This window comes from Nocardioides sp. ChNu-99 (genome assembly GCF_029493445.1).
GTDB lineage: Bacteria > Actinomycetota > Actinomycetes > Propionibacteriales > Nocardioidaceae > Nocardioides.
In genome coordinates, this window is record NZ_JAHWBL010000012.1 from 42691 (window position 1) to 64710 (window position 22020).

General features: G+C 74.9%; 22 protein-coding genes. 11 read left to right on the forward strand and 11 right to left on the reverse strand.

All coding sequences use genetic code 11. The features are described from left to right. The gene (locus KK617_RS06310) at positions 1–786 is read right to left on the reverse strand and encodes a histidine kinase (protein ID WP_277498826.1); all 786 of its coding nucleotides are present in this window, start codon (positions 784–786) and stop codon (positions 1–3) included. A gap of 137 nt (positions 787–923) precedes the next feature. On the opposite strand from KK617_RS06310, the gene KK617_RS06315 reads away from it, so the two are divergent. Genes KK617_RS06315 through KK617_RS06330 form a run of 4 tightly spaced genes read left to right on the forward strand, consistent with a single transcriptional unit; the run spans position 924 to position 3254 of the window. After that, positions 924–1079 carry a hypothetical protein gene (locus KK617_RS06315; RefSeq protein WP_172268980.1) on the forward strand — a complete coding sequence of 52 codons (156 nt, stop codon included), beginning with the start codon at positions 924–926 and terminating at the stop codon, positions 1077–1079. Positions 1080–1082: 3 nt separating this feature from the next. Next, positions 1083–1541: a RidA family protein gene (locus KK617_RS06320; protein ID WP_277498829.1), complete on the forward strand. Its 459-nt coding sequence runs from the start codon at positions 1083–1085 to the stop codon at positions 1539–1541. Between the two features lie 2 nt (positions 1542–1543). Further along, positions 1544–2431 (forward strand): NUDIX hydrolase, encoded by an 888-nt coding sequence (locus KK617_RS06325; RefSeq protein WP_277498830.1) that lies wholly within the window; start codon positions 1544–1546, stop codon positions 2429–2431. 10 nt (positions 2432–2441) lie between these two features. Further along, a complete protein-coding gene (locus tag KK617_RS06330; protein ID WP_277498832.1) occupies positions 2442–3254 on the forward strand; it encodes an MBL fold metallo-hydrolase in 813 nt (270 codons plus the stop codon). Between the two features lie 40 nt (positions 3255–3294). On the opposite strand, the gene KK617_RS06335 is transcribed toward KK617_RS06330, so the two are convergent. Next, positions 3295–3972, reverse strand: a complete 678-nt coding sequence (locus KK617_RS06335; RefSeq protein ID WP_277498834.1) for a Crp/Fnr family transcriptional regulator — start codon at positions 3970–3972, stop codon at positions 3295–3297. 133 nt (positions 3973–4105) lie between these two features. Here KK617_RS06335 and nth point away from each other — a divergent pair, with 133 nt between their 5' ends. From nth to KK617_RS06355, 4 genes are read left to right on the forward strand one after another with little or no spacing between them, the layout of a single operon-like run. Continuing rightward, positions 4106–4798 (forward strand): endonuclease III, encoded by a 693-nt coding sequence (nth, locus tag KK617_RS06340; protein WP_277498836.1) that lies wholly within the window; start codon positions 4106–4108, stop codon positions 4796–4798. Further along, complete coding sequence (locus KK617_RS06345; protein ID WP_277498839.1) at positions 4795–5439, forward strand: TlpA disulfide reductase family protein; 645 nt, start codon at positions 4795–4797, stop codon at positions 5437–5439. Before nth ends, KK617_RS06345 begins: the two co-directional genes overlap by 4 nt. Then, positions 5436–6209, forward strand: coding sequence for a CoA pyrophosphatase (locus tag KK617_RS06350; protein ID WP_277498840.1), 774 nt, complete (start codon positions 5436–5438; stop codon positions 6207–6209). Before KK617_RS06345 ends, KK617_RS06350 begins: the two co-directional genes overlap by 4 nt. After that, positions 6206–7378 (forward strand): MarP family serine protease, encoded by a 1173-nt coding sequence (locus KK617_RS06355; protein WP_277498841.1) that lies wholly within the window; start codon positions 6206–6208, stop codon positions 7376–7378. The genes KK617_RS06350 and KK617_RS06355 overlap by 4 nt, the downstream gene beginning before the upstream one ends. Before the next feature lie 154 nt (positions 7379–7532). Here the strand turns inward: KK617_RS06355 and KK617_RS06360 are convergent, their stop codons facing one another. The 4 genes from KK617_RS06360 to KK617_RS06375 all read right to left on the reverse strand — a co-directional run bounded on the left by KK617_RS06360 (position 7533) and on the right by KK617_RS06375 (position 12248). Further along, on the reverse strand, positions 7533–7949 hold the full coding sequence (locus tag KK617_RS06360) for a phage holin family protein (protein ID WP_277498842.1): 417 nt from the start codon (positions 7947–7949) through the stop codon (positions 7533–7535). A gap of 186 nt (positions 7950–8135) precedes the next feature. Further along, the gene (gene acs / locus KK617_RS06365) at positions 8136–10112 is read right to left on the reverse strand and encodes an acetate--CoA ligase (RefSeq protein WP_277498843.1); all 1977 of its coding nucleotides are present in this window, start codon (positions 10110–10112) and stop codon (positions 8136–8138) included. A gap of 151 nt (positions 10113–10263) precedes the next feature. After that, complete coding sequence (locus tag KK617_RS06370) at positions 10264–11868, reverse strand: cation acetate symporter (RefSeq protein WP_277498844.1); 1605 nt, start codon at positions 11866–11868, stop codon at positions 10264–10266. Next, positions 11865–12248: a DUF485 domain-containing protein gene (locus KK617_RS06375; protein WP_277498845.1), complete on the reverse strand. Its 384-nt coding sequence runs from the start codon at positions 12246–12248 to the stop codon at positions 11865–11867. Before KK617_RS06375 ends, KK617_RS06370 begins: the two co-directional genes overlap by 4 nt. Positions 12249–12444: 196 nt before the next feature. On the opposite strand from KK617_RS06375, the gene KK617_RS06380 reads away from it, so the two are divergent. Then, positions 12445–13233: an MBL fold metallo-hydrolase gene (locus KK617_RS06380; protein WP_277498846.1), complete on the forward strand. Its 789-nt coding sequence runs from the start codon at positions 12445–12447 to the stop codon at positions 13231–13233. A gap of 80 nt (positions 13234–13313) precedes the next feature. Here the strand turns inward: KK617_RS06380 and KK617_RS06385 are convergent, their stop codons facing one another. Genes KK617_RS06385 through KK617_RS06405 form a run of 5 tightly spaced genes read right to left on the reverse strand, consistent with a single transcriptional unit; the run spans position 13314 to position 18353 of the window. Continuing rightward, positions 13314–14888, reverse strand: a complete 1575-nt coding sequence (locus KK617_RS06385) for a cation acetate symporter (RefSeq protein ID WP_277498847.1) — start codon at positions 14886–14888, stop codon at positions 13314–13316. Further along, positions 14885–15301 (reverse strand): hypothetical protein, encoded by a 417-nt coding sequence (locus tag KK617_RS06390; RefSeq protein ID WP_277498849.1) that lies wholly within the window; start codon positions 15299–15301, stop codon positions 14885–14887. Before KK617_RS06390 ends, KK617_RS06385 begins: the two co-directional genes overlap by 4 nt. 2 nt (positions 15302–15303) lie before the next feature. After that, positions 15304–16068, reverse strand: coding sequence for a LytTR family DNA-binding domain-containing protein (locus KK617_RS06395; RefSeq protein WP_277498850.1), 765 nt, complete (start codon positions 16066–16068; stop codon positions 15304–15306). Positions 16069–16096: 28 nt separating this feature from the next. After that, positions 16097–17269 (reverse strand): histidine kinase, encoded by a 1173-nt coding sequence (locus tag KK617_RS06400; RefSeq protein ID WP_277498851.1) that lies wholly within the window; start codon positions 17267–17269, stop codon positions 16097–16099. Position 17270: 1 nt separating this feature from the next. Continuing rightward, entirely contained in the window at positions 17271–18353 is a 1083-nt protein-coding gene (locus tag KK617_RS06405; RefSeq protein ID WP_277498852.1) for a hypothetical protein, read from the reverse strand. A gap of 170 nt (positions 18354–18523) precedes the next feature. Here KK617_RS06405 and KK617_RS06410 point away from each other — a divergent pair, with 170 nt between their 5' ends. Then, positions 18524–21052 carry a bifunctional UDP-sugar hydrolase/5'-nucleotidase gene (locus tag KK617_RS06410; RefSeq protein WP_277498853.1) on the forward strand — a complete coding sequence of 843 codons (2529 nt, stop codon included), beginning with the start codon at positions 18524–18526 and terminating at the stop codon, positions 21050–21052. Positions 21053–21153: 101 nt separating this feature from the next. Next, a complete protein-coding gene (locus tag KK617_RS06415) occupies positions 21154–21894 on the forward strand; it encodes an oxidoreductase (RefSeq protein ID WP_277498854.1) in 741 nt (246 codons plus the stop codon). The last annotated feature ends 126 nt before the right edge of the window (positions 21895–22020 follow it).

Consider the following 22020-nt stretch of genomic DNA (forward strand, 5'->3'; position numbering starts at 1 on the left):
CTACGGGGCGGTGCCCGTGCGGTCGGAGCGGAGCAGGCCGAGCAGGCGGCGCATCTCGGTGAGGGCCTCGCGCCCCGTGCCGGCGATCGTCTCGAGCGTGCGGGTGGCGACGTCGGGGTCCTTGGCGGCGGCGTAGCGCGCCCCGTCCGCCTGCACCACGATCACCGACAGGCCGTGGGCGACGACGTCGTGCATCTCCCGGGCGATGCGGGCGCGCTCGTCGGAGGCGGCGAGCTCGGCGCGCTGCTCGGCGTCGCGGGCGAGGTGCTGGGTGTGGGCGAGGAGGGCGTCGACGTACGCCGCCCGCGTGCGCCCCAGCGTGCCGAGCGCCCAGGCGGCGAGCACGATGAGCCCGATCGTGACGGCGTAGCTGCGGGCGGCCACGAGCCCGTCGCCGTACGCCATCGTCCAGTCGAGCGCCGCGACCACGGCGGCCACGAGCCCCGTGGCGAGCGCGGCGTAGCCCGCCCGGGCGGAGGAGAACCGCGCCACGGAGTAGACCGCGACCGGGAACGCGAGCTGGCTGGGCAGGGGATCGCCGAGGAGCGGCACCTGCAGCGCGCTCGCCGCGACGACCGCCGCGAAGGTCGCCACCGGGTGGTGGCGGCGCCACAGCAGCGGCAGGGTCTGCGCCGCGCCGAGCCCCAGGGCGACGACGGAGGAGAGGCTGACGCCGCCCACGAACGCCAGGAACCCGATGCCCCCGACCACCGCCAGGTCGAGGAGCGCGGCCCCCCGCGGGCCCAGCCGTCGGGGCTGCCGCGGCAGCACGGCGACGGTCGTCATGACCGGTGAGCGTACGGCGCGCCGTACCCGCCCCGCGTCCGCCTGCGGGTGGATCCGACGCCGCTCCCGCCCCGGCCCGCCGTCGAGCCGGGCGTCGCACGGGTCGGGCGGCGAGCGCGCCGAGTAGGGTGCCCCGCATGACGAAGTGGGAGTACCAGGTGGCGCCGATTCCGCTCCACAACGAGGCACTGATGCTGAACAACTTCGGCCAGGACGGCTGGGAGCTGGTGGCCATCCACACCAACGCCCAGGGCGGCCTCGTCGCCTTCCTCAAGCGTCCCGGCCAGGGCTGAGCAGTGGCGCACCCCGAGGAGCGCCTGGCCGAGCTCGGCCTGACGGTGCCCGAGGTCGCCAAGCCGGTCGCGGCGTACGTGCCGGCGGTCCGCTCGGGCATCCACGTCATGACGTCCGGCCAGCTGCCCATGCGCGGCGGCGAGCTGATGGCGACCGGCAAGGTCGGGGGAGCGGTGAGCCCCGAGGACGCCGTGGCCTGCGCGCAGCAGTGCGCGCTCAACGCCCTCGCCGCCGTCAAGGCCGAGATCGGTGACCTGGCCCTGGTCAAGCGCGTGGTCAAGGTGGTCGCGTTCGTGTCCTCGACCCCCGACTTCACGGGGCAGCCGCAGGTCGCGAACGGGGCCTCCGAGCTGCTGGGCCGGGTCTTCGGCGAGGCCGGGGTGCACGCGCGCTCCGCGGTCGGCGTGCCGGTGCTGCCGCTCGACGCGCCCGTCGAGGTCGAGATCGTCGTCGAGGTCTGAGCGTGCGGATCCCGCTGCCGCCGGTGCCCGTGCCCGACGAGGTCGTCGCGCTGGCGGGGGAGTACGCCGCGGGGCGGCGCACGCCCGCGGAGCCCCGTGACGCCGCGACGGTCGTGCTCGTGCGCGACGGCGCCGGTGACCCCGGCGGTCCCGAGCTCTACCTGCTGCGGCGGCACACGTCGATGGCGTTCGCGGCCGGCATGGCGGTGTTCCCCGGCGGCGGGGTCGACCCGCGCGACTTCGACGCCGACCTGGGTGACGGCGGCTGGGCCGGGCCGTCGCCCGCGGCCTGGGCCGAGCGTCTCGGCGTCGACGAGGAGCGGGCGGCGGCGCTGGTCTGCGCCGCGGTGCGCGAGACGTTCGAGGAGTCCGGCGTGCTGCTCGCCGGCGCCTCCGCCGACGAGGTCGTCGCCGACACGACGGGGGCGGACTGGGAGGCCGACCGGGTCGCCCTGGAGACCCACGAGCTCGCCTTCACCGACTTCCTCGCCCGCCGCGGCCTGGTGCTGCGCACCGACCTGCTCGGTGTCTGGGACGCCTGGGTGACGCCCCGCTTCGAGCCGAAGCGCTACCGCACGTGGTTCTTCGCCGCCGCCCTGCCCGCGGGCCAGCGCACCCGCGACGTCTCGACGGAGTCGTCCTCGGTGGAGTGGGTGCCCGCGGCCGACGCCGTGGTCGCCGCCGAGACCGGGGGCACGGCGATGATGCCCCCGACGTACCTCACGTGCCTCGACGTGGCCCAGCAGCCGAGCGCCGCGGCCGTCCTCGCCGAGGCGGGTCGGCGCACCGTGGAGATGTTCGAGCCCGACGTCGAGCGGCTGCCGGACGGCGGCTGGACGATGTCGATGCCCGACCGGATGCGTCCCGTCCTCGCGGCGCACCGCGGCTGAGGTGGGGCGGGTGGCGGCAGGCGTGGAGGCGTGGCACGGCGGCACCTTCGGCGAGCGGGGCCGGTGCGTCCTGGCCCCCAACGCCGGGACGATGACCCTCGACGGCACCAACACGTGGGTGCTGCGCGAGCCGGGCGCCGCCCGCGCCGTGGTGGTCGACCCCGGGCCGCCCGACGAGGCCCACCTCGACGCGGTGCTGGAGGCCGCCGAAGGCCGGGTCGGCGCGGTGCTGCTCACCCACCACCACCTCGACCACTCCGAGGCCGCGAGGGCGTTCGCGGAGCGGGCCGGCTGCGGCGTGCGGGCGCTGGACCCGGCGTACCGGCTGGGGTCCGAGGGCCTCGGCGACGGCGACGTCGTCGAGGTCGACGGGCTGGAGGTGCACGTCGTCGCGACGCCGGGGCACACGGCCGACTCGCTGTCGTTCGTGCTGCCCGCCGAGCGGGCGGTGCTGACCGGCGACACGGTGCTCGGCCGCGGCACGACCGTGGTGGCCCACCCCGACGGGCAGCTGGGCGCCTACCTCGACTCCCTCGACCGGCTGCACGCGCTGGCCGAGCGGGAGGAGGCGCGCGTCGTGTGGCCCGGGCACGGCCCGGTGATCGACGACGCGCTGGCCGCGCTCGACTCCTACATCGCCCACCGGCGCTCCCGGCTCGAGCAGGTCGAGACGGCCGTGGCCGGCCTGCGGGAGGTGGAGCAGCTCGACGCGGAGACCCTGCCGCGCCGGGTGGTCGAGGTCGTCTACGCCGACGTCGACCCCGTGCTCTGGGGCGCCGCGGAGCTCAGCGTGCGGGCCCAGCTGGCGTACCTCGGGCTCTGAGGAGCTTCCCCCCACCGAGGTGGGGAGACCGCAGTTGCGCTCAGCGCGCGCGGCGCGAGAGCCGCTCGATGTCCATGATGACGACGGAGCGGGGCTCCAGGCGCAGCCAGCCGCGCGAGGTGAAGTCGGCGAGCGCCTTGTTGACCGTCTCGCGCGAGGCGCCGACGAGCTGCGCCAGCTCCTCCTGCGTGAGGTCGTGGTGCACGTGCACGCCGTCGTCGGCGGTGCGGCCGAAGCGGTCGGCGAGGTCGATGAGCGCCTTGGCGACGCGACCGGGCACGTCGGAGAACACGAGGTCCGCCACGACGTCGTTCGCCTTGCGCAGGCGTGCGGCGAGCTGGGCGAGGAGGCCGCGGGCGACGCTCGGACGTCCTTCGATCCAGCCCTGCAGGTCGTCGTGGGAGAGCGACGCGAAGGTCGACTCCGTCACCGCGGTGACGGTCGCCGAGCGCGGGCCCGGGTCGAAGAGCGACAGCTCGCCGAACATCTGGCCGGGGCCGAGGATGGCCAGCAGGTTCTCGCGACCGTCCGCGGAGGTGCGGCCGAGCTTCACCTTGCCGTCCAGCACGACGTAGAGCTTGTCCCCGGAGTCGCCCTCGTGGAACAGCACCTCGCCGCGCCGCAGGCGGGTCTCGGCCAGCGACTCGACGAGAGACTCGATCGCCTCGTCGTCGAGCGCGCTGAAGAGCGGCGCCTGACGCAGCACGTCGATGTCCACAAGATCCTCCCGGGGAGACGGTGTCGGTCGTGGCGCACGCCACGGCCACCCCGCATCCTAGCGGCGCCGCGCCTCCGGCGCCGCCAGGCCGTGGGACGGCACGCCGGTCGGTGGCGACCCGTACCCTGTCGGGGTGCCTGACGTCGCCCTGGTCCGCCGTGCCCGGAAGATCGACCGGGTGCTGGCGCAGACCTATCCCGACGCCCGCTGCGAGCTCGACTTCGCCAACCCCTTCGAGCTCCTCGTCGTCACCGTGCTCTCCGCGCAGACGACCGACAAGCGGGTCAACGCGGTGCGGCCCACGCTGTTCGCGGCGTACCCCGACCCCGCCGCGATGGCCGCCGCCGACCGCGCCGTCCTCGAGGGCATCGTCGGCCCGCTCGGCTTCTTCCGCGCCAAGACCGACGCGCTGCTCAAGCTGAGCCAGGCCCTGGTGGAGCGGTACGACGGGCAGGTGCCGCCCCGCCTCGAGGACCTCGTGACGCTGCCCGGCGTGGGCCGCAAGACGGCCAACGTCGTGCTGGGCAACGCCTTCGACGTCCCCGGCATCACGGTCGACACCCACTTCGGTCGCCTCGTGCGCCGCTTCGGCTGGACCGAGGAGACCGACCCGGTGAAGGTCGAGCACGCGATCGGCGCGCTCTTCCCGCGCCGCGACTGGACGATGCTGTCCCACCACCTCATCTGGCACGGCCGCCGCCGCTGTCACGCCAAGAAGCCCGCCTGCGGCGCCTGCCCCGTGGCCCGCTGGTGCCCCGCGTTCGGGGAGGGCCCGACCGACCCCGTGCTCGCCGAGGCGCTGGTGCGCACCGAGGGTCGCGCGTGAGGGGTACGGCGGCCGCCGCCGCCCTCCTGGCCCTCGCCGGGGCGCTCGCCGGCTGCGCGCCCTCGGGGGAGGGCTCGCGGGACGGGGAGGCGTACGTCGTGCCCAGCGTCGGGCCGCGCGACCTGGTGGTCGACAGCCCCGAGCTCCGCGCGCTCAAGGCCGACGCGGGCGTCGCGCCCTGCGTGCCCGGCGCCGGCGAGGCGGTCGACGGCGGCCTGCCCAGCGCGGTCCTGCCGTGCTTCGGTGGCGGCGAGGCGGTCGACCTCAGCTCGCTCGAGGGTCCGCTGCTGCTCAACTTCTGGGCCAGCTGGTGCGGCCCGTGCCGCGAGGAGATGCCGCTGCTCCAGGCCTTCCACGAGCAGTACGGCGACCAGGTCGCCACCGTGGGCGTGGCCTACAACGAGCTCGACCCGGAGGGGGCGATGGAGCTGGTCGCCGAGTCGGGCGTGACCTACCCGCTGCTCGTCGACACGCAGGAGTACCTGGGCACCCAGGAGGCGTTCCTCGCCCTCAACCGCGGGCTGCCCGTCACGACGCTCGTCGACGCGTCGGGGCAGGTCGTGTTCAGCGAGGCGGTCGCCCTGAAGTCCACCGAGCAGCTGCTCGACCTCGTCGACGAGCACCTGGGGCTGCAGCGGTGAGCGCGTCCGGCAGCGACGGGACCGTCGGCCCCGCGGGCGCCCCCGACTGGCTGCGCCCGATCACCGACGCGCTGGCCACGATCCGGGCCGAGCACCTCACCGCGTTCACGCCCCCGCCCGGCGGCGACGCCCGCCCGGGCGCCGTCCTCATGGTCTTCGCGGAGGGCGAGCGCGGCCCCGAGCTGCTGCTCACCGAGCGGGCCCACCACATGCGCTCCCACCCCGGGCAGGTCTCGTTCCCCGGCGGCAGCCTCGACCCCGGGGAGACCCACGAGCAGGCCGCGCTGCGCGAGGCGTGGGAGGAGATCGGCCTCGACCCGGCGTCGGTGCACGTCGTGGGCCGGCTGCCCGAGCTCTGGCTGCCGCCGAGCAACTTCGCCGTCGTGCCGGTCGTCGCCTGGTGGGCCTCGCCCGGCACCGTGTCGGTGCGCAGCGCCGACGAGGTGCACGCGATCCACCGCGTCGCCGTCGCCGACCTCGTCGACCCCCGCTGGCGGCGCACCGTCCGCGGACCGTCGGGCTGGTCGTCGCCGGGCTTCCTCATCGGCGAGGACCACGACGTGGTGCTCTGGGGCTTCACCGGGGGGATCGTCGCGCGCCTGCTCGACTTCCTCGGGTGGAGCGAGCCGTGGGACGACACGCTCACGACGGCGCTCCCGTCGTACATGCTGGGCGGCGCCGAGCGCGCGGGACCGCAGACCGTGCGGCAGGAGCCGGTCGAGGCCCCGATCGAGGGGCCGATGGCCGACATCGAGGAGAGCGACGGATGAACTGGCTGGACTGGGTGCTGCTGCTGCTCGTGGGCACCTACGCGCTGTCGGGCTACTGGCAGGGCTTCATCACGGGCGCGTTCGCGACGGCCGGGCTGCTGGTCGGCGGGCTCGCCGGCATCGTGCTGGCGCCGCTCGTGCTGGGGGACGCCGAGCCGGGGCTGTGGGTCTCGCTGGGGGCGCTGTTCATCGTCATCCTGCTCGCCTCGATCGGGCAGGCCAGCTTCCAGTACCTGGGCTCCCGCGCCCGCGACCACGTCACGTGGCAGCCGGCGCGCGTCGTCGACGCCCTCGGTGGGGCGGCGCTCAGCGCGCTCGCCGTGCTCCTCGTCGCCTGGGCCCTCGGCGTCGCCGTCTCCGGCACCCGCATCGCGGGCGTGACCGAGGCCGTGCGCAGCTCGGCGGTGCTGGCGAAGGTCGACACGGTGCTGCCGGGCGAGGCCGACCGCGCGCTGGAGGCGTTCAACGGCGTCGTGGGCACCTCCTTCTTCCCGCGCTACCTCGAGCCGTTCGCGCCCGAGCGCATCGTCGAGGTCGCCCCGGGCGACCGGGAGACGCTGCAGGCCGCCGGCGTCGTCGGTGCCCAGAGCCGCGTGCTGAAGATCCGCGGCGACAACGACTGCGGCCGCGGCGTCGAGGGCACGGGCTTCCTCTACGCCGACGACCGCCTCATGACCAACGCCCACGTCGTGGCCGGGGTGGACGAGCCTCGCGTCGAGCTCGGCGGCGAGTGGGTGCAGGCCCGCGTCGTGCACTACGACCCCCAGGTCGACGTCGCGGTCCTGGCGCTCGACGACCAGGGCCTCTCCCCGCTCGCCTTCGGCGAGGGCGCGACGGAGGAGAGCGTGGCGATCCTCGGCTACCCGCAGGACGGGCCGTACGACGTGCAGCCGGCCCGCATCCGCGCCCAGCAGCAGCTGCGCTCGCCCGACATCTACGGCGAGGGCCGCACCGTGCGCGACGTCTTCTCGCTGCGCGGCCTCGTGCGGCCCGGCAACTCCGGCGGCCCGGTGGTCGACGCCTCGGGCCAGGTCGTCGGCGTCATCTTCGCGGCGTCGGTGACCGACACCGACACGGGCTACGCGCTCACCGCGGCCCAGGTCGCCAGCGCCGGCGAGGCCGGCCGGGCGTCGTCCGTCGAGGTGGCCACCGGGGCCTGCGCGGCCTGAAGGGCGCGCGTCGTACGACGGGGTGACAGCGCCGCGACGCGGATCGGCGCCCGGACGCGACAGCGCCCCGCGGGCCTGGGCCGGCGGGGCGCGTCGGGGGCGGCGGGGCCGCCCGGAGCCACGGGGGCGCGCGAGGCGCTGCGGGAGCGGGAGGTCAGCCGACCTTGCCCTTGAGCGCCGGGGGGATCTGCTTGCCCTGGCGGATGGCGCGCTCCGGGGCGCGGACCTTCTTGACCTTCCGGATGCCCAGGAACACGAGCAGCCCGGCGAGCAGCAGGTAGGCGCCGGTGACGATGAGGTAGGCCCAGTGGAGGTCGAGGCCGTCGCCGTTCCAGTGGATGAGGTGGGCGAAGGCGATCGACAGCAGGATGATCGCCAGCAGGCCGAGGAAGCCGGCGACGGCGAACAGGACGGCGCCCGTGCCGCCGTTCCTCACGCTGACCTTGAGCTCGGCCTTGGCGAGCTCGATCTCCTTCTGCAGCAACGTGGACACGTCGCGGCTCGCGTCGGCCACGAGCTGGCCGATCGTGGGCTCGGTGTCCTTGACCGGGTTGACCGGGTCGGTCGTCATGGAGTCATCCCCTGGTGGCTCGTGGTGGTGCGGGCGGCGGCGCAGCTGCGTCTCGCCCGACCCTACAACGCAGGCGTGGCACGGCCCGGCGCACGGCGCGCCCCGGTGAGCGGGGGTACGCCGCGCGGCCGGGCCACGGGGTCCTGCGGGTGGTGCGGGTCGGGCGGTGGGACCGGTGCTACCGGCTCAGCCGTCGGCCTTGTCGGTGGAGAGGCCCTTCGAGATCAGGTCCATGACCGAGGAGTCGGCGAGCGTGGTCACGTCACCCACCTCGCGGTGCTCGGCCACGTCGCGCAGCAGACGCCGCATGATCTTGCCCGACCGGGTCTTGGGCAGCTCGGGCACGACCATCACCTGGCGGGGCTTGGCGATGGGGCCGATCTCCTTCGCCACGTGGCTGCGCAGCTCCTCGACGATGTCGGCGCCGCCGTCGCCCGCCTCCTCGCGGAGGATGACGAAGGCGCAGACGGCCTGACCGGTGGTCTCGTCGGCGGCGCCCACCACTGCGGCCTCCGCGACCTTCGGGTGGGAGACGAGCGCGGACTCGATCTCGGTGGTCGACAGGCGGTGGCCCGAGACGTTCATGACGTCGTCGACGCGGCCGAGCAGCCAGATGTCGCCGTCCTCGTCGAGCTTGGCACCGTCGCCGGCGAAGTAGTAGCCCTGCTCGGGGAACCGCGACCAGTACGTGTCCTGGTAGCGCTGGTCGTCGCCCCAGATGGTGCGGAGCATCGCGGGCCACGGCTCGGTGATGACGAGCAGGCCGCCCTCGCCGTTGCCGACCGGGTTGCCGTCGTTGTCGACGACCGCGACCTCGATGCCGGGCACGGCGAGCATGGCCGAGCCCGGCTTGCCCGCGGTGACGCCCGGCAGCGGGCTGATCATGTGGGCGCCGGTCTCGGTCTGCCACCAGGTGTCGACGATCGGGGCGCTGCCGCCGCCGATGTTCTCGCGGTACCAGACGTAGGCCTCGGGGTTGATGGACTCGCCCACGGAGCCCAGCAGGCGCAGCGACGAGAGGTCGTACTGCGCGGGGATGTCGTCGCCCCACTTCATGAAGGTGCGGATGGCGGTGGGCGCCGTGTAGAGCGTCGTCACCTTCTTCTCCTGCACGATCTCCCACCAGCGGCCCTTGTGGGGGGAGTCGGGGGTGCCCTCGTAGAGCACCTGCGTGGCGCCGTTCGCCGTCGGGCCGTAGACGATGTAGGAGTGCCCGGTGACCCAGCCGATGTCGGCGGTGCACCAGTAGACGTCGGTCTCCGGCTTGTGGTCGAAGGTCGACCAGAAGGTGGAGGCGCACTGGGTGAGGTAGCCGCCCGAGGTGTGCAGGATGCCCTTCGGCTTGCCCGTCGTGCCGGAGGTGAACATGACGTAGAGCGGCTGCTCGGCGTCGAACAGCTCGGGGGTGTGCTCGGTGGAGGCGGCCTCGACGACGTCGTGCCACCAGACGTCGCGTCCCTCGACCCACGAGCCCTCCGGCAGGTCCTGGCCGGTACGGCGCACCACCAGCACGCTGCGCACGCTGCCGTCCGGCAGCTTCGCGACGGCGTCGTCGACGGCGGGCTTGAGCGCGGAGGGCGCGCCGCGGCGGTAGCCGCCGTCGGAGGTGACGACCACCTCGGCCTGGCAGGCCTCGATGCGCGAGGCGAGCGCGTCGGAGGAGAAACCGCCGAAGACGACGGTGTGGGGGGCGCCGAGCCGGGCGCACGCGAGCATCGCGACGACGGCCTCGGGGATCATCGGCATGTAGATGGCGACCCGGTCGCCGGCGCGGACGCCGAGGTCGGTGAGGGCGTTGGCCGCCTGGGAGACCAGGTCCTTGAGCTCGGCGTAGGTGATGTCGCGGGTGTCGCCGGGCTCGCCGACGAAGTGGAACGCGACCCGGTCGCCGTTGCCGGCCTCGACGTGGCGGTCGACGCAGTTGTAGGCCACGTTGAGCCTCCCGCCCACGAACCACTTGGCGAAGGGCGGGTTCGTCCAGTCGAGCACCTCGGTGAACGGCTCGCCCCACGTGAGGCGCTCGGCCTGCTCCGCCCAGAAGCCGAGGCGGTCGGCCGCGGCCCGCTCGTAGGTGGCCGCCGTCGCGTTGGCGTCGCGCGCCAGCTCGGCGGGCGGGGCGAAGCGCCGCTCCTCCTTGAGCAGGTTCGACAGGTTCTCGCTCACGTCTCTCTCCTCCTCCGCCCGCGGGGGGCGGTCGGTGCTGGGCGGCTGGTCGTTCGTCAGCCTAGGCCGGTGCTCCCGTCGTACGACGGGACTGCTGCGCGTGCGTGACGGTGGGGACCCCCGGTGGTCCCGGGAGTCCCCACCGCGGGGCTCAGTGCTGGCTCGCCCCCTCGGCGCCCGCGCCGGTGAGCGCGCGGACCTCGAGCTCGGCGTAGAGCGCCTCGGAGTGCGACTCCCGCGACGTCAGGGTGCCGATGATGCCGAGCAGGAAGCCGGCGGGGATCGACACGATGCCGGGGTTGTTGAGCGGGAAGATCGCCCAGTCGCTGTCGGGGAACAGCGACGTCTCGGCGCCCGAGGTCACCGGCGAGAGGAGCACGAGGCCCACGCTGGTGATGAGGCCCCCGTAGATGCTCCAGGTCGCGCCGCGGGTGTTGAAGCGCTTCCAGAACATGTTGAAAAGGATCGCCGGCAGGTTCGCCGACGCGGCGACCGCGAAGGCCAGCGCCACGAGGAAGGCGATGTTGAGGCGCTGCGCCGGGATGGCGAGCACGATCGCGACCGCGCCGATGGCGAAGGCGGCGATGCGGGCGACCCGCACCTCGTCCTTCTCCGAGACGGTGCCCTCCTTCTTGAACACGCCCTTGTAGAGGTCGTGCGCCACCGAGGAGGACGACGCCAGCGTCAGGCCGGCGACCACCGCGAGGATGGTCGCGAAGGCGACCGCCGAGATGAGCGCCAGCAGGATCGCGCCGCCCGTCGAGCCGTCACCGCCACCGACCGCCTCGGCGAGGAGCGGCGAGGCGAGGTTCGAGTTGTCGCCCACCGTCGAGCCCTCGGAGGTGTCGAGCAGCGCCGCGGCCCCGAAGCCGAGCACCAGAGTCATCAGGTAGAAGGCGCCGATGAGACCGATGGCCCACAGCACGGACTTCCGGGCGTCGCGCGCCGTCGGCACCGTGTAGAAGCGGATGAGGATGTGGGGGAGTCCCGCCGTACCGAGCACGAGGGCCAGGCCGAGCGACAGGAAGTCGATCTGCGAGGTCAAGGTGGAGCCGTACTGCAGGCCGGGCTGCAGGAACGCGTCGCCCTTGCCCGAGTTGTCCGCGGCCTCGCCGAGCAGCGCCGAGAGGTTGAAGTCGAACTTCAGCATGACGAGGAAGACGATGAGCGCGGAGCCGAGCATGAGCAGGACGGCCTTGACGATCTGCACGTACGTCGTGCCCTTCATGCCGCCGACGACGACGTAGAAGATCATCAGCAGGCCGACGCCGACGATGGTGAGGTTCTTGACCGCCTCGCTGGACACGCCGAGCAGGAGGGCGACGAGCGTGCCGGCGCCGACCATCTGCGCGAGCAGGTAGAAGATCGAGACGACCACGGTGGAGACCGACGCGGCCGTGCGCACGGGGCGCTGGCGCATCCGGAAGGCGAGCTGGTCGGCCATCGTGTAGCGACCCGCGTTGCGCAGCATCTCCGCGACGAGCAGCAGCGCGACGAGCCAGGCGACGAGGAAGCCGATCGAGTAGAGGAAGCCGTCGTAGCCGTAGAGCGCGATGGCCCCGGAGATGCCGAGGAACGAGGCGGCCGACATGTAGTCGCCGCCGATCGCGAGGCCGTTCTGGAAGCCCGAGAACGAGCGCCCGCCGGAGTAGAAGTCGGTCGCGGACTTCGTCTGGCGCGAGGCCCAGAACGTGATCCCGACGGTGAGGAGGACGACGCCGAGGAACAGCGCGCTGGTGAGGAACTGCTGGCTCATCGCGAGTCGTCCTTCCGGAGGTGGTGGCCGCCGGCGGCGCCGCGGGTGTCGTAGCGGTCGAGCAGCTCGGCCGCGAGGGGGTCGAGGGTCCGCGTCGAGTGGCGCGAGTAGAGCCAGGCGATGCCGAACGTCGTGACGAACTGCAGCAGGCCGAAGATCAGGGCGACGTTGACGTTGCCGACCACCTCGGTGTTCATCAGGCCGGGCGCCCAGTTGGAGAGCGCGACGTAGGTCAGGTACCAGACGAGGAACGCGACGGTCCACGGCAGCGCGAAGCCGCGGTAGCGGCGGCGCAGCTCGGCGAACTGCGCCGTCGAGTGCAGGTCGGCGTAGATCGGTTCGGACGTCGAGCGGTACCTCTGCTCGGACGGTTCGGGCATCGTTGCCTCCTCGGCGGGGATGTGAGCACGGTCACGCTAGGTGTGGTCGCGCTCACGGGCGACGCCGCGGGCCGCCCGGGTCGGTGGGCGGCGCCGCGGGTCGCCGAGCGGTCGTCCGGGCGCGACGAACGGTCGCGGGGCGGGCGTCCTCGCGGTCCGCCCCCCGCGCCCCTGGCCGGGGTGCCAAGATCGGGTCATGCGCGTGCACCACGCCGTCGCCGGCGTCCTCCGTCCCCGGTTCGCAGCGCGGGCGGTCTGCCACGTCCTCGTCGTGGAGCACGAGGCGGGCCTCGTGCTCGTCGACGCCGGTCTGGGTACGGCGGACCTCGCCGACCCGCGCCGGCTCGGCCCGGTCGGGCGGATGCTGCGGCCCGACCCCGACCCGAGCACCACCGCCCTCGCGGCCGTCCTGGCCCTGGGTCACAGCGCCACCGACGTCACCCACGTCGTGCTCACCCACCTCGACTTCGACCACGCCGGCGGGCTGTCCGACTTCCCGCAGGCGGTCCTGCACACCACGACGACCGAGTGGGCCGCCGCGACGGTCGCGACGCACGCGCCGGAGCGGCTGCGCTACCGCCCCGTGCAGTGGGCGACGACGAGCGACGTACGTCGGCACGCGGGCCCGGGCGAGCCGTGGCGCGACGGGCTGCGCGGGCACGAGGTGCTGCCGGGCATCACGCTCGTGCCGCTGGCCGGGCACACCCGGGGCCACGCGGCGGTCGCCGTCGAGGGCGACGCCGGGCTCGTCGTGCACGCGGGCGACGCGGCGTTCGACGCCAGCACCTTCGGGGCGTGCGACCCCGGCACCGGCGACGCGTTCGGCACGCTGCCGGCGCTGCGGGCGTTCGAGGCGGTGGCGTGCCGCCAGCCGTGGCGGCTGCGCCGCAACCACGCCGCCCTGCGGCGCCTCGACGCCGACCCGGCCGTCACCGTCGTCACCGCGCACGACCCCCGCCAGCTGCCCCCCGACGCGGAGGTCTGAGCGCCGGGACCCGTTCGTGGTGGGAGCGCCAGGCATTCCGCGGCGCTGCCACCACGAACCGGCGCCGGGCCCCGCCGCGCTCAGCCCCGGTCGAGCTCGACGGCCTCGGGGGTGTGGAGCCGCACCATGAACCGGTCGACGCCCTCGGGCACCCGCGCCCGGGTCGCGCGGCTGACGCCGACCATCGTGGCGAAGGCGAGCGGCACGCTCCACGCGGCGGGCTGCGTCACCAGCGCCACGCCCCAGCCCTCGCCGCTGGCGGAGCCGAGCACGAGCGCCGCGACGACCCCGACGAAGGAGCCGAGCCCGCCCACGACGAGCCCGGCCAGCGCCCCGGCGGCGGTCAGGCCGCGCCACCAGATGCCGAGCACGAGCAGGGGGCAGAACGTCGAGGCCGCCACCGCGAAGGCCAGCCCGACCGACCGCGCGACCGGGATCCCCGGAGCCGCCAGCGCGGCGAGGCAGGGCACGCCCGCCGCCAGCACGGCGGCGACGCGGAACGCCGCCACGGGCCCGAGCCCCCGCGTGGCGTGCCGGCTGCGCGTCACGGCCTGGCTGAGCACGCCGGCGACCGCGATCGTCAGGCCCGACGACGTCGACAGGAACGCCGCGAAGGCCCCCGCGGTCAGCACGGCGGTGAGGGCGTCCGCCAGCGTCCCGTCGGTCATGAGGCCCGGCAGGCGCAGCACGACCGTGTCGGCCCCGCCCGCCTCGACGTCCGCGCCGTACACGCGGCCGAGCGCGCCGTACACGGGCGGCAGCAGGTAGAACAGGCCCAGCAGCCCCAGCACCCCGAGGGTGGTACGGCGGGCGGCCCGGCCGTCGGGGTTGGTGTAGAACCGCACGACGACGTGGGGCAGGCCCATCGCGCCGAAGAACGTGGCGACGATGACGGAGTAGGTCAGGTAGAGGCCCTCGGGCCCGTCGCTCAGCCCGCTCGTGCCGCCACCGAAGGGCGTCGACCAGCCGTCGTCGCCGGTGCCGGAACCGGTCCCGGAGCCCGTCGCCAGGTCGTCGGGCAGGGGGCGGCCGTCGCCCAGCCACACGACGGCGAGGACGGCGAGCGGGGCGAGCAGGGCGGTCAGCTTCAGCCAGTACTGGAACGCCTGGACGAACGTGATCGAGCGCATGCCGCCCGAGGCGACGCCGACGAGCACGACGGCGGCCACCACGAGCCCGCCGAGCCAGCGGGGCGCCCCCGTCACCGCGGTCAGCGTGATGCCGGCGCCCTGGAACTGCGGCAGCAGGTAGAGCCACCCCACGGCGACGACGAGCAGCGCGCAGGCCGCGCGCACGGCCCCCGAGGCCAGCCGCGCCTCCGCGAAGTCCGGCAGCGTGTAGGCCCCCGAGCGGCGCAGCGGGGCGGCGACGAGGGCGAGCAGCACGAGGTAGCCCGCGGTCCAGCCGACGGGGTACCAGAGCATCTCCGCCCCGAACGCCATCACCAGCCCGGCGACGCCGAGGAACGAGGCGGCCGAGACGTACTCCCCGCCGATCGCCGAGGCGTTGAGTCCCGGCCCCACGCTGCGCGAGGCCACGAAGAAGTCGCTGGTGGTGCGCGAGAGCCGCAGGCCCCACGTCGAGATCACGAGGGTGACGACGACGACGAGCGCGACGGCCCCCGCGCCCCAGGTGGGGTCGAGGTCGCCGCTCACCCCTGCTCCTCCCCGGCCCTGCGGGCCACGAGCTCGGCGAAGTCGCGCTCGTTGGCCTCGGCGCGGCGCACGTGCAGCCAGCCGAGGCCGAAGAGCAGCGGGTAGACGGCCCCGGCGAGCACCGCCCACGCCAGCGGCACGCCCAGCATCCGCACGTCGGCCAGCGACGGCACGAGGTAGAACAGCGCCGGCAGGCCGCCCAGCCCGACCACCAGCCCGCCGACGGTCAGCAGGCCCAGGCGCAGCTGCTCGCGCAGCAGCGAGCGGAGGTAGACCTCGCCGACCGCGGTGCCCGCGTCGATCTGCTCCGCTCCCGTCGTACGACGGACCGCGCGGCGCGGCGGGCCCGTCACCCGCACCCGCGCCGACGGCGGCAGCGGCCGCGGCGGCTCGGGGAGGTCGTGGGGGTCCACGCTCAGCGGGCCCCGACGCGACCGGCGAGCACCTCGCGCAGCGCCCGGGTGTGGCGCCGGCTCACGCCCAGCTCGGTGCCGTCGACGAGCACCGTGCAGCGGCCCGCGTCCATCCGCACCTCGGCCACGTGCGCGAGCGCGACGAGCAGCGAGCGGTGCACGCGCACGAAGCCCGCGCCGGCCCACTCCTCCTCGAGCGTGGTCAGCGGGGTCCGCACGAGGTACGACGCCGCCTCGCCGTCGACGCGCGCGTGCAGCCGGGCGTAGTCGCCCTGCGCCTCGACGTACCGGATCGTGGAGCGGGGCAGGAAGCGCGTCACCCCGCCGCGCTCGACGCGCACCTGCTCGTCGTCGGCCGGGGCCGGCGGGGGAGCGCTGCGGGCGAGCACCCGCCGTACCGCCTCGGCGAGGCGCTCCTCGCGCAGCGGCTTCAGCAGGTAGTCCACGGCGCTGAGGTCGAAGGCCTCGAGCGCGTGCTCCTCGTGCGCGGTCACGAACACGACGGGCGGGGGCTCGCGGAACGCGGCCAGCACCCCGGCGAGCTCCAGGCCGCTCAGGCCCGGCATGGCGATGTCGAGGAACACGACGTCGACCCCGCCCTCGTGGAGCACGCGCAGCGCCTCGGTCGCCGACGCGCAGACCCGCACCTCGCCGACGCGCGGGTCGCGGCCCAGCAGCCAGGCCAGCTCGTCGCGGGCCGGCTGCTCGTCGTCGACCACGAGCGCGACGGGGAGGGGCGCCGCGCCGGGGGGAGTGGCCTGGATCACCGCACGACCGTAGCGCGGGCGCAGCCCCTCACGGGTGCACGCCCGGCGCGAACTTGGGCACGCGGACCGTCACCTTCGTGCCGGCGCCGGGCGCGGTCTCCACGACGAGGCCGGCCTCGTCGCCGTACGTCGCGCGGAGCCGGGCGTCGACGTTGCCGAGCCCGACCGACGGGTGCACGCCCTCGCCGTCCCCCCGGCCGCCGGGCGCACCTGGCCCGCCGCCCGTCACGTCCTCCCCGGCCAGCACCCGCGCGATGCGCTCGGGGTCCTCGCCCGCCCCGTCGTCCTCGACCTCGACGACGCAGAGCCGGCCCAGGTCGCGCGCGACGATCGTGACGGTGGTGACGGGGCGCGGCGAGCCGGCCAGCCCGTGCCGCACGGCGTTCTCCACCAGCGGCTGCAGGCAGAGGAAGGGCACGGTCACGCCGAGCACCTCCGGGGCGATCCGCAGGCGCACCGCGAGGCGGTCGCCGAAGCGCGCCTGCTCTAGCAGCAGGTAGCGCTCGATGGCGCGCAGCTCGTCGGCCAGCGTCGTGAACTCGCCGTGGCGGCGGAAGGAGTAGCGCGTGAAGTCGGCGAACTCGAGCAGCAGCTCGCGGGCCCGGTCGGGGTCGGTGCGCACGAAGCTGGCGATGGCGCCGAGGGAGTTGTAGACGAAGTGGGGGCTGATCTGGGCCCGCAGCGCCCGCACCTCGGCCTCGACGAGCCGGTTGCGCGACGCGTCGAGCTCGGCGAGCGCGAGCTGCCCCGAGACCCAGACCGCCACCTCGTCGGTGGCCCGCACGAGCCGACCCGTCGAGCGGGGCGCGACGACGACGAGGGTGCCGACGACGTCGTCCTCGACCACGAGCGGGCTCGCGATCGCGGCGCGGGCGAGGCACCCGTCCGCGGTGCAGGGCAGCTCGTCGGCGTCGGCGAGGAGGGTGACGCCCGCGTCGACGGCCCGGGCGGCCAGCGCGGCGCACTGCTCGGCGTGGTGGGCGCCGATGCCGTCCCAGGCGAGGACGCCGTCGGCGCCGGTCAGCGCGACGGCGGGCGTGCCGAGCAGGGCACGCAGGTGGCGCACGGCCCGCTCGGCGCTGTCGGCGCGCAGGCCCTCGCGCAGCGCGGGCGCGGCGAGCGAGGCGTTGTGGAGCGTGCGGAAGGTCGCGCGGTCGGCCTCCGTGCCCAGGTGGGTGCGGCGCCTGCTCCAGCGCGCCACGTCAGCGGAAGCGGATGAGCAGGTCGCCGTCGCCCTCGTCGGGCTCCTCGACCTCCGCGGCCGGGGCCGCGGGGCGGGTGGAGGCGGCGGGGGGCGCGCCCCGCCGGGCCGGGCGCGCGCGGTCGTCGCCGAGCGCGGCGCGGACCGGGGGCATCTCGCCGGTGTCGACCACGTAGGTGATGACGCCCTCGGCGGTGTCGCCGATGTCGAACGTGGGCTGCGGGCGCGGCGGGGTACGGCGCTCCCCGCCCCCCGCGGCCTCGGCGGCCTCCGCGTCGGCGGGCGGGGTGGAGGTGGCGGCCTCGCCCCGGTCGTCGCGCTCACCCGACGCGTCCGGGGTCGCGTCGGTGCCGTCCGTGCCGTCCGTGTCGCCCTCGGCGGCGCGGCGGGAGGCGTTGCGCGCCGCGCGCTCGGACAGCTCGGCGGCCTCGGCCGCGGCGCGGACGCGCTCGGTCACGGTCGCCCAGGCCTCGGCGAGCACGGGGGCACGGTGGCAGTGGCTGATCCACGGCAGCTGCATGCCGTCGGGGCCGCGGCCGTAGTCGTCGTAGAGCGCGAGGGCGTCGGCGACGGCGCGCTCCTGCTCGGAGTGGCTGCGGGCGAGCACGGCGGGCAGGCGGCGCACGACCTCGGCCAGCCCGTCGCGGGTGACGACCTGCCAGTGGCGGAACGACTCGGTGCCGACCGACCCGAAGTACGGCGACGCCACCAGCGGGGCCGTCGGGTCGGGGGCCCCGCCGAGGCGGAGCGCGGCGCCGAGCTTGCGGACCCAGGGGATGCGCTGGTCGTGCTCCTGCGCGAGCACCGCGACCTGGCCGCCGGGGCGCAGGACGCGCGCCGCCACCTCGAGGTCGGGGAGCTCGTGCAGCGCGACGATCGCGTCGACGGAGCGGTCGGGGAGGCTCATGGAGCCGTCCTCGCTGGCGCGCACGTCGTACCCCAGCGCGGCGAGGGCCTCGGCGAGCGTGGCCGTGCCGCGGGGGTCGCCGACGAGCACCACGGTGCGCCCGGACTGGCCCGCCAGCCAGGCGGCGGCGTCCGGGGGGAACGGGGAGGTGCGGGTCTGCGCGGACAGCTGGTCCATGGTGCGCCCGAGGCTACCGGCGCCGCGTCCGGCGGGGGGCTCGCCACGCCGCCGCCGACGCCGCTCCGACGCCCGTTCGTCACAGAACTTTCACCCGTCGGGACGGGGCTCTCAGGAAATTCTCGGGATAGCGTTCCGAGGCCACCCTTTTACCCTCGAGAGGTACCGCGTTGTCCGTTCACCAGGTCCCCCCGACGACCGCCCGTTCGCGTGTCGGTCGTCTCGCGGCGCTGGCCGTCGCGTCCGCCACGGCGTGCGTCGTCGTGCCGGTCGCCGTCGCGCCGTCCGCCACTGCGGCCGACCCCGTCACGATCCAGCTCCTCAACCTCAACGACTTCCACGGTCGCATCGACGCGAACACGACGAAGCTCGCCACCACCGTCGAGGGTCTCCGCGCCCAGCACGGTGACGACAGCACGCTGCTGCTGTCGAACGGCGACAACATCGGCGCCTCGCTCTTCGCCTCCGCCGTGCAGCAGGACGAGCCCACGCTCGACGTGCTGAACGCGCTCGACGTCGCCGCGTCGTCGGCGGGCAACCACGAGTTCGACCAGGGCTACGACGACCTGACCGGTCGGGTCGCCGACCGGGCCGAGTTCCCCTTCCTCGGCGCGAACGTCTACGACAAGGGCACGACGAACCCGGCCCTGCCGGAGTTCGAGCTGCTCGAGGTGCAGGGCCAGACGGTCGCCGTCATCGGCGCCGTGACGCTGGAGACCGAGGACATTGTCTCGCCGGCGGGCATCGCGACCATCGAGTTCGGCGACCCCGTCGAGGCCGTCAACCGCGTGGCGGGCGAGCTGAGCGACGGCGACGAGGCCAACGGCGAGGCCGACGTCATCGTGGCGGAGTACCACGAGGGCGCCAACGCGGCCACGAGCCTCGACGCCGCCAAGGCCGACCGCCCCGAGTTCGCCGACATCGTGGACGGCACGTCCGCGGCCGTCGACGTCATCTTCACGGGCCACACGCACCAGAAGTACGCCTACGACGCGCCCGTCCCCGGCGGCGAGGGCACCCGCCCGGTCCTCCAGACGGGTCAGTACGGCGAGAACGTCGGCCAGGTCCTCCTCAGCGTCGACCCCGCGACGGGCGACGTGGTGTCCTACCAGCAGGCCAACGTGGCCCGCTCGGCCACGGAGAACGTCGCGCTCCCGCGCGTGGCGGCGGTCAAGCAGATCACGGACGCGGCCCTGGCCTTCGCGGCCGAGGTCGGCAACCAGCCGGTCGGCGAGATCACCGGCGACATCACCCGCGCCTACAACTCGGCCGGCGCCGCGGTCCGCGACGCCCAGTCGAGCCTCGGCGGCCTCGTCGGCAACGCGCTGCGCGACGGCATCCCGTCCGACCTCGGCGCGGCCGACATCGGCATCGTCAACCCGGGCGGCCTGCGCGACGACCTGCTCTTCGCGGGCAACCCGTCCGTCCCGGGCAACACCGACGGCGTCGTGACGGTGGCCGAGGCCAACAACGTGCTGCCGTTCCTCAACAACATCTGGCTCGTCGAGCTGACGGGTGCGGACCTGAAGGCCGTGCTCGAGCAGCAGTGGCCGGTCGAGGGCCGCAGCACCACGCTGCGCCTCGGGCTCTCGGACAACATGTCGGTGACGGTCGACCCGGCCGGCCCGGTGGGTGACCGCGTCAAGAACATCTGGATCGACGGCGAGCTCGTCGGCCCCGAGGACACCTACACGGTCTCGACGTTCAACTTCCTCGCGCAGGGCGGCGACAGCTTCTCGGCGTTCACCAACGGCACGAGCCGCGACACCGGCCTCGTCGACCGCGACCTCTGGCTGTCCTACCTCGAGGACAACAGCCCGATCGACCCGGACTTCGCGGTCCGCCAGGTGAACGCGCCCGCGGTGCCGACCCAGCTGGGCGTCGGTGAGACGGCCGAGTTCACCGTCGCGGGTCTCGACCTGACCTCGCGCGGCGCCCCGGCCAACGAGGCGCTCGTCGCCGAGGTCTACGACGCGGAGGGCGAGTTCGTCGCCGACGCGGGCGAGTTCACCGTCACCGGCGGACAGGCCGCGGTCGAGCTGCAGGTGCCGATCGAGGCCGAGGCGGGCGACTCCGTCTACCTGGTCTCCTACCCGGGCGGCACCGTCGTCGGCCCGATCGAGGTCGTGGACAACCGTCCGGCCTCCACCGTGACCGGCCCGGGCACCGCGACGGGCTTCTACAACCAGTACACGGCGATCCCCGTCCAGGTGGACTCGGCCGAGGGCACGGGCACCGGCGTCGTCGAGCTGCGCTGGGGGAGCTACGTCCACCGCGCCGCGGTGGGTGCGGACGGCCGCGCCGTCCTCGCGCTGCCGAAGACCTTCGCCCCGGGCACCTACCGGGTCGGCGTCTACTACCTGGGTGACGAGTCCACCGCGCGCTCCAGCGCCGGCGTGGTCGTGACGATCAACAAGGCCCGCTCGGTCCTGAAGATCTCGGCGTGGCCGCAGCCCATCCCGACGGGCCGCACCGGCACGCTCGGCATCGAGGTCGGCAACTCCAGCGGCGCGCCCTACTCGGGCTGGGCCAACGTGTCGTACGGCGGCACCGGCCTGCGCGTCTTCGTCAACCGCGGCTTCGCCCGCGTGACGCTGCCGCCGAAGAACACCGGCTGGTACCGCCTCACGGTGTGGACCGACGGCACCAACCTGATCGCGCCCGCCGCGGCCGCGATCTCGGTGCCCGTCCGCCGCTGACGCACCCGCTCCACCCGCTCCACCACCGACAGGGAGTCGGCCCCGCAGGGGGTCGGCTCCCTGTCGCCGTCCGGGGCCGAGGGCCTGGGTAGCCTGCGCGGGTGACCGCGTCCAGCCCCGACCCGCTCGCCCACCTGCTCGCCCTCGAGGGGGTCGGGTCGGCGTACGCGGCCGCGCGCGACGGCATCGACGTCATGCTGCGGGACCGCGGGCTGCGGCGTACCTCCCCGGAGACCACGGCCGAGTCGCTCCTGCGCGGTGCCCACGCCAGCGCGGCGCTCGAGGGGTCCGCCTCCTCGCTCACGCAGGTGCGGGAGGGGGAGGGTGACGACGTCGCGCAGGACGCGCTGCGGGTCTCGACGGCGCTGCTGGGACTGGCCCCGCAGCTGCGGCAGGCGCCGCTCATGGTCTTCGCCCGGCTGCACGCGCTGGTCGCCGCGGGCTCGCTGCCCGAGGAGCGGCTGGGCCGCCCCCGCGACGCGGAGGCGGCGGCGCGGCTGCGGGGGATCGCCGATCTCCTGCTGGGCTCCCGCGAGACGCCGGCGCTCGTCGTGGCCGCGGTCGTGCACGCCGAGCTCGCCGCGTCGGCGCCGTTCGGCTCCCACAACGGCATCGTGGCGCGCGCCGCGGAGCGGCTCGTGCTCGTCGCCCGCGGCGTCGACGAGAAGTCGCTGGTGGTGCCCGAGGCGGGCCACCTCGCGCTGCGCCGGGAGTACGAGTCGAACCTGCGCGGCTACCGCGACGGCGGACGGGCCGGGGTCCACGCCTGGCTGTTGTACGGCGCCGAGGCCTTCGCGGCCGGCGCCGAGGCGAGCCCCCTGCGGCGCGGGGCGACGGACTGATCGGCCCGCCGCGGCGCAGCGAACGGCCCCCGGAGTCGCGTAGATCCAGGGGCCGTTGCTGACACGCACCTCCGATGGCTACCAAGCGTGCATCTGGTTGCTGCCGCGGGAGTCCCGCTGACAGGC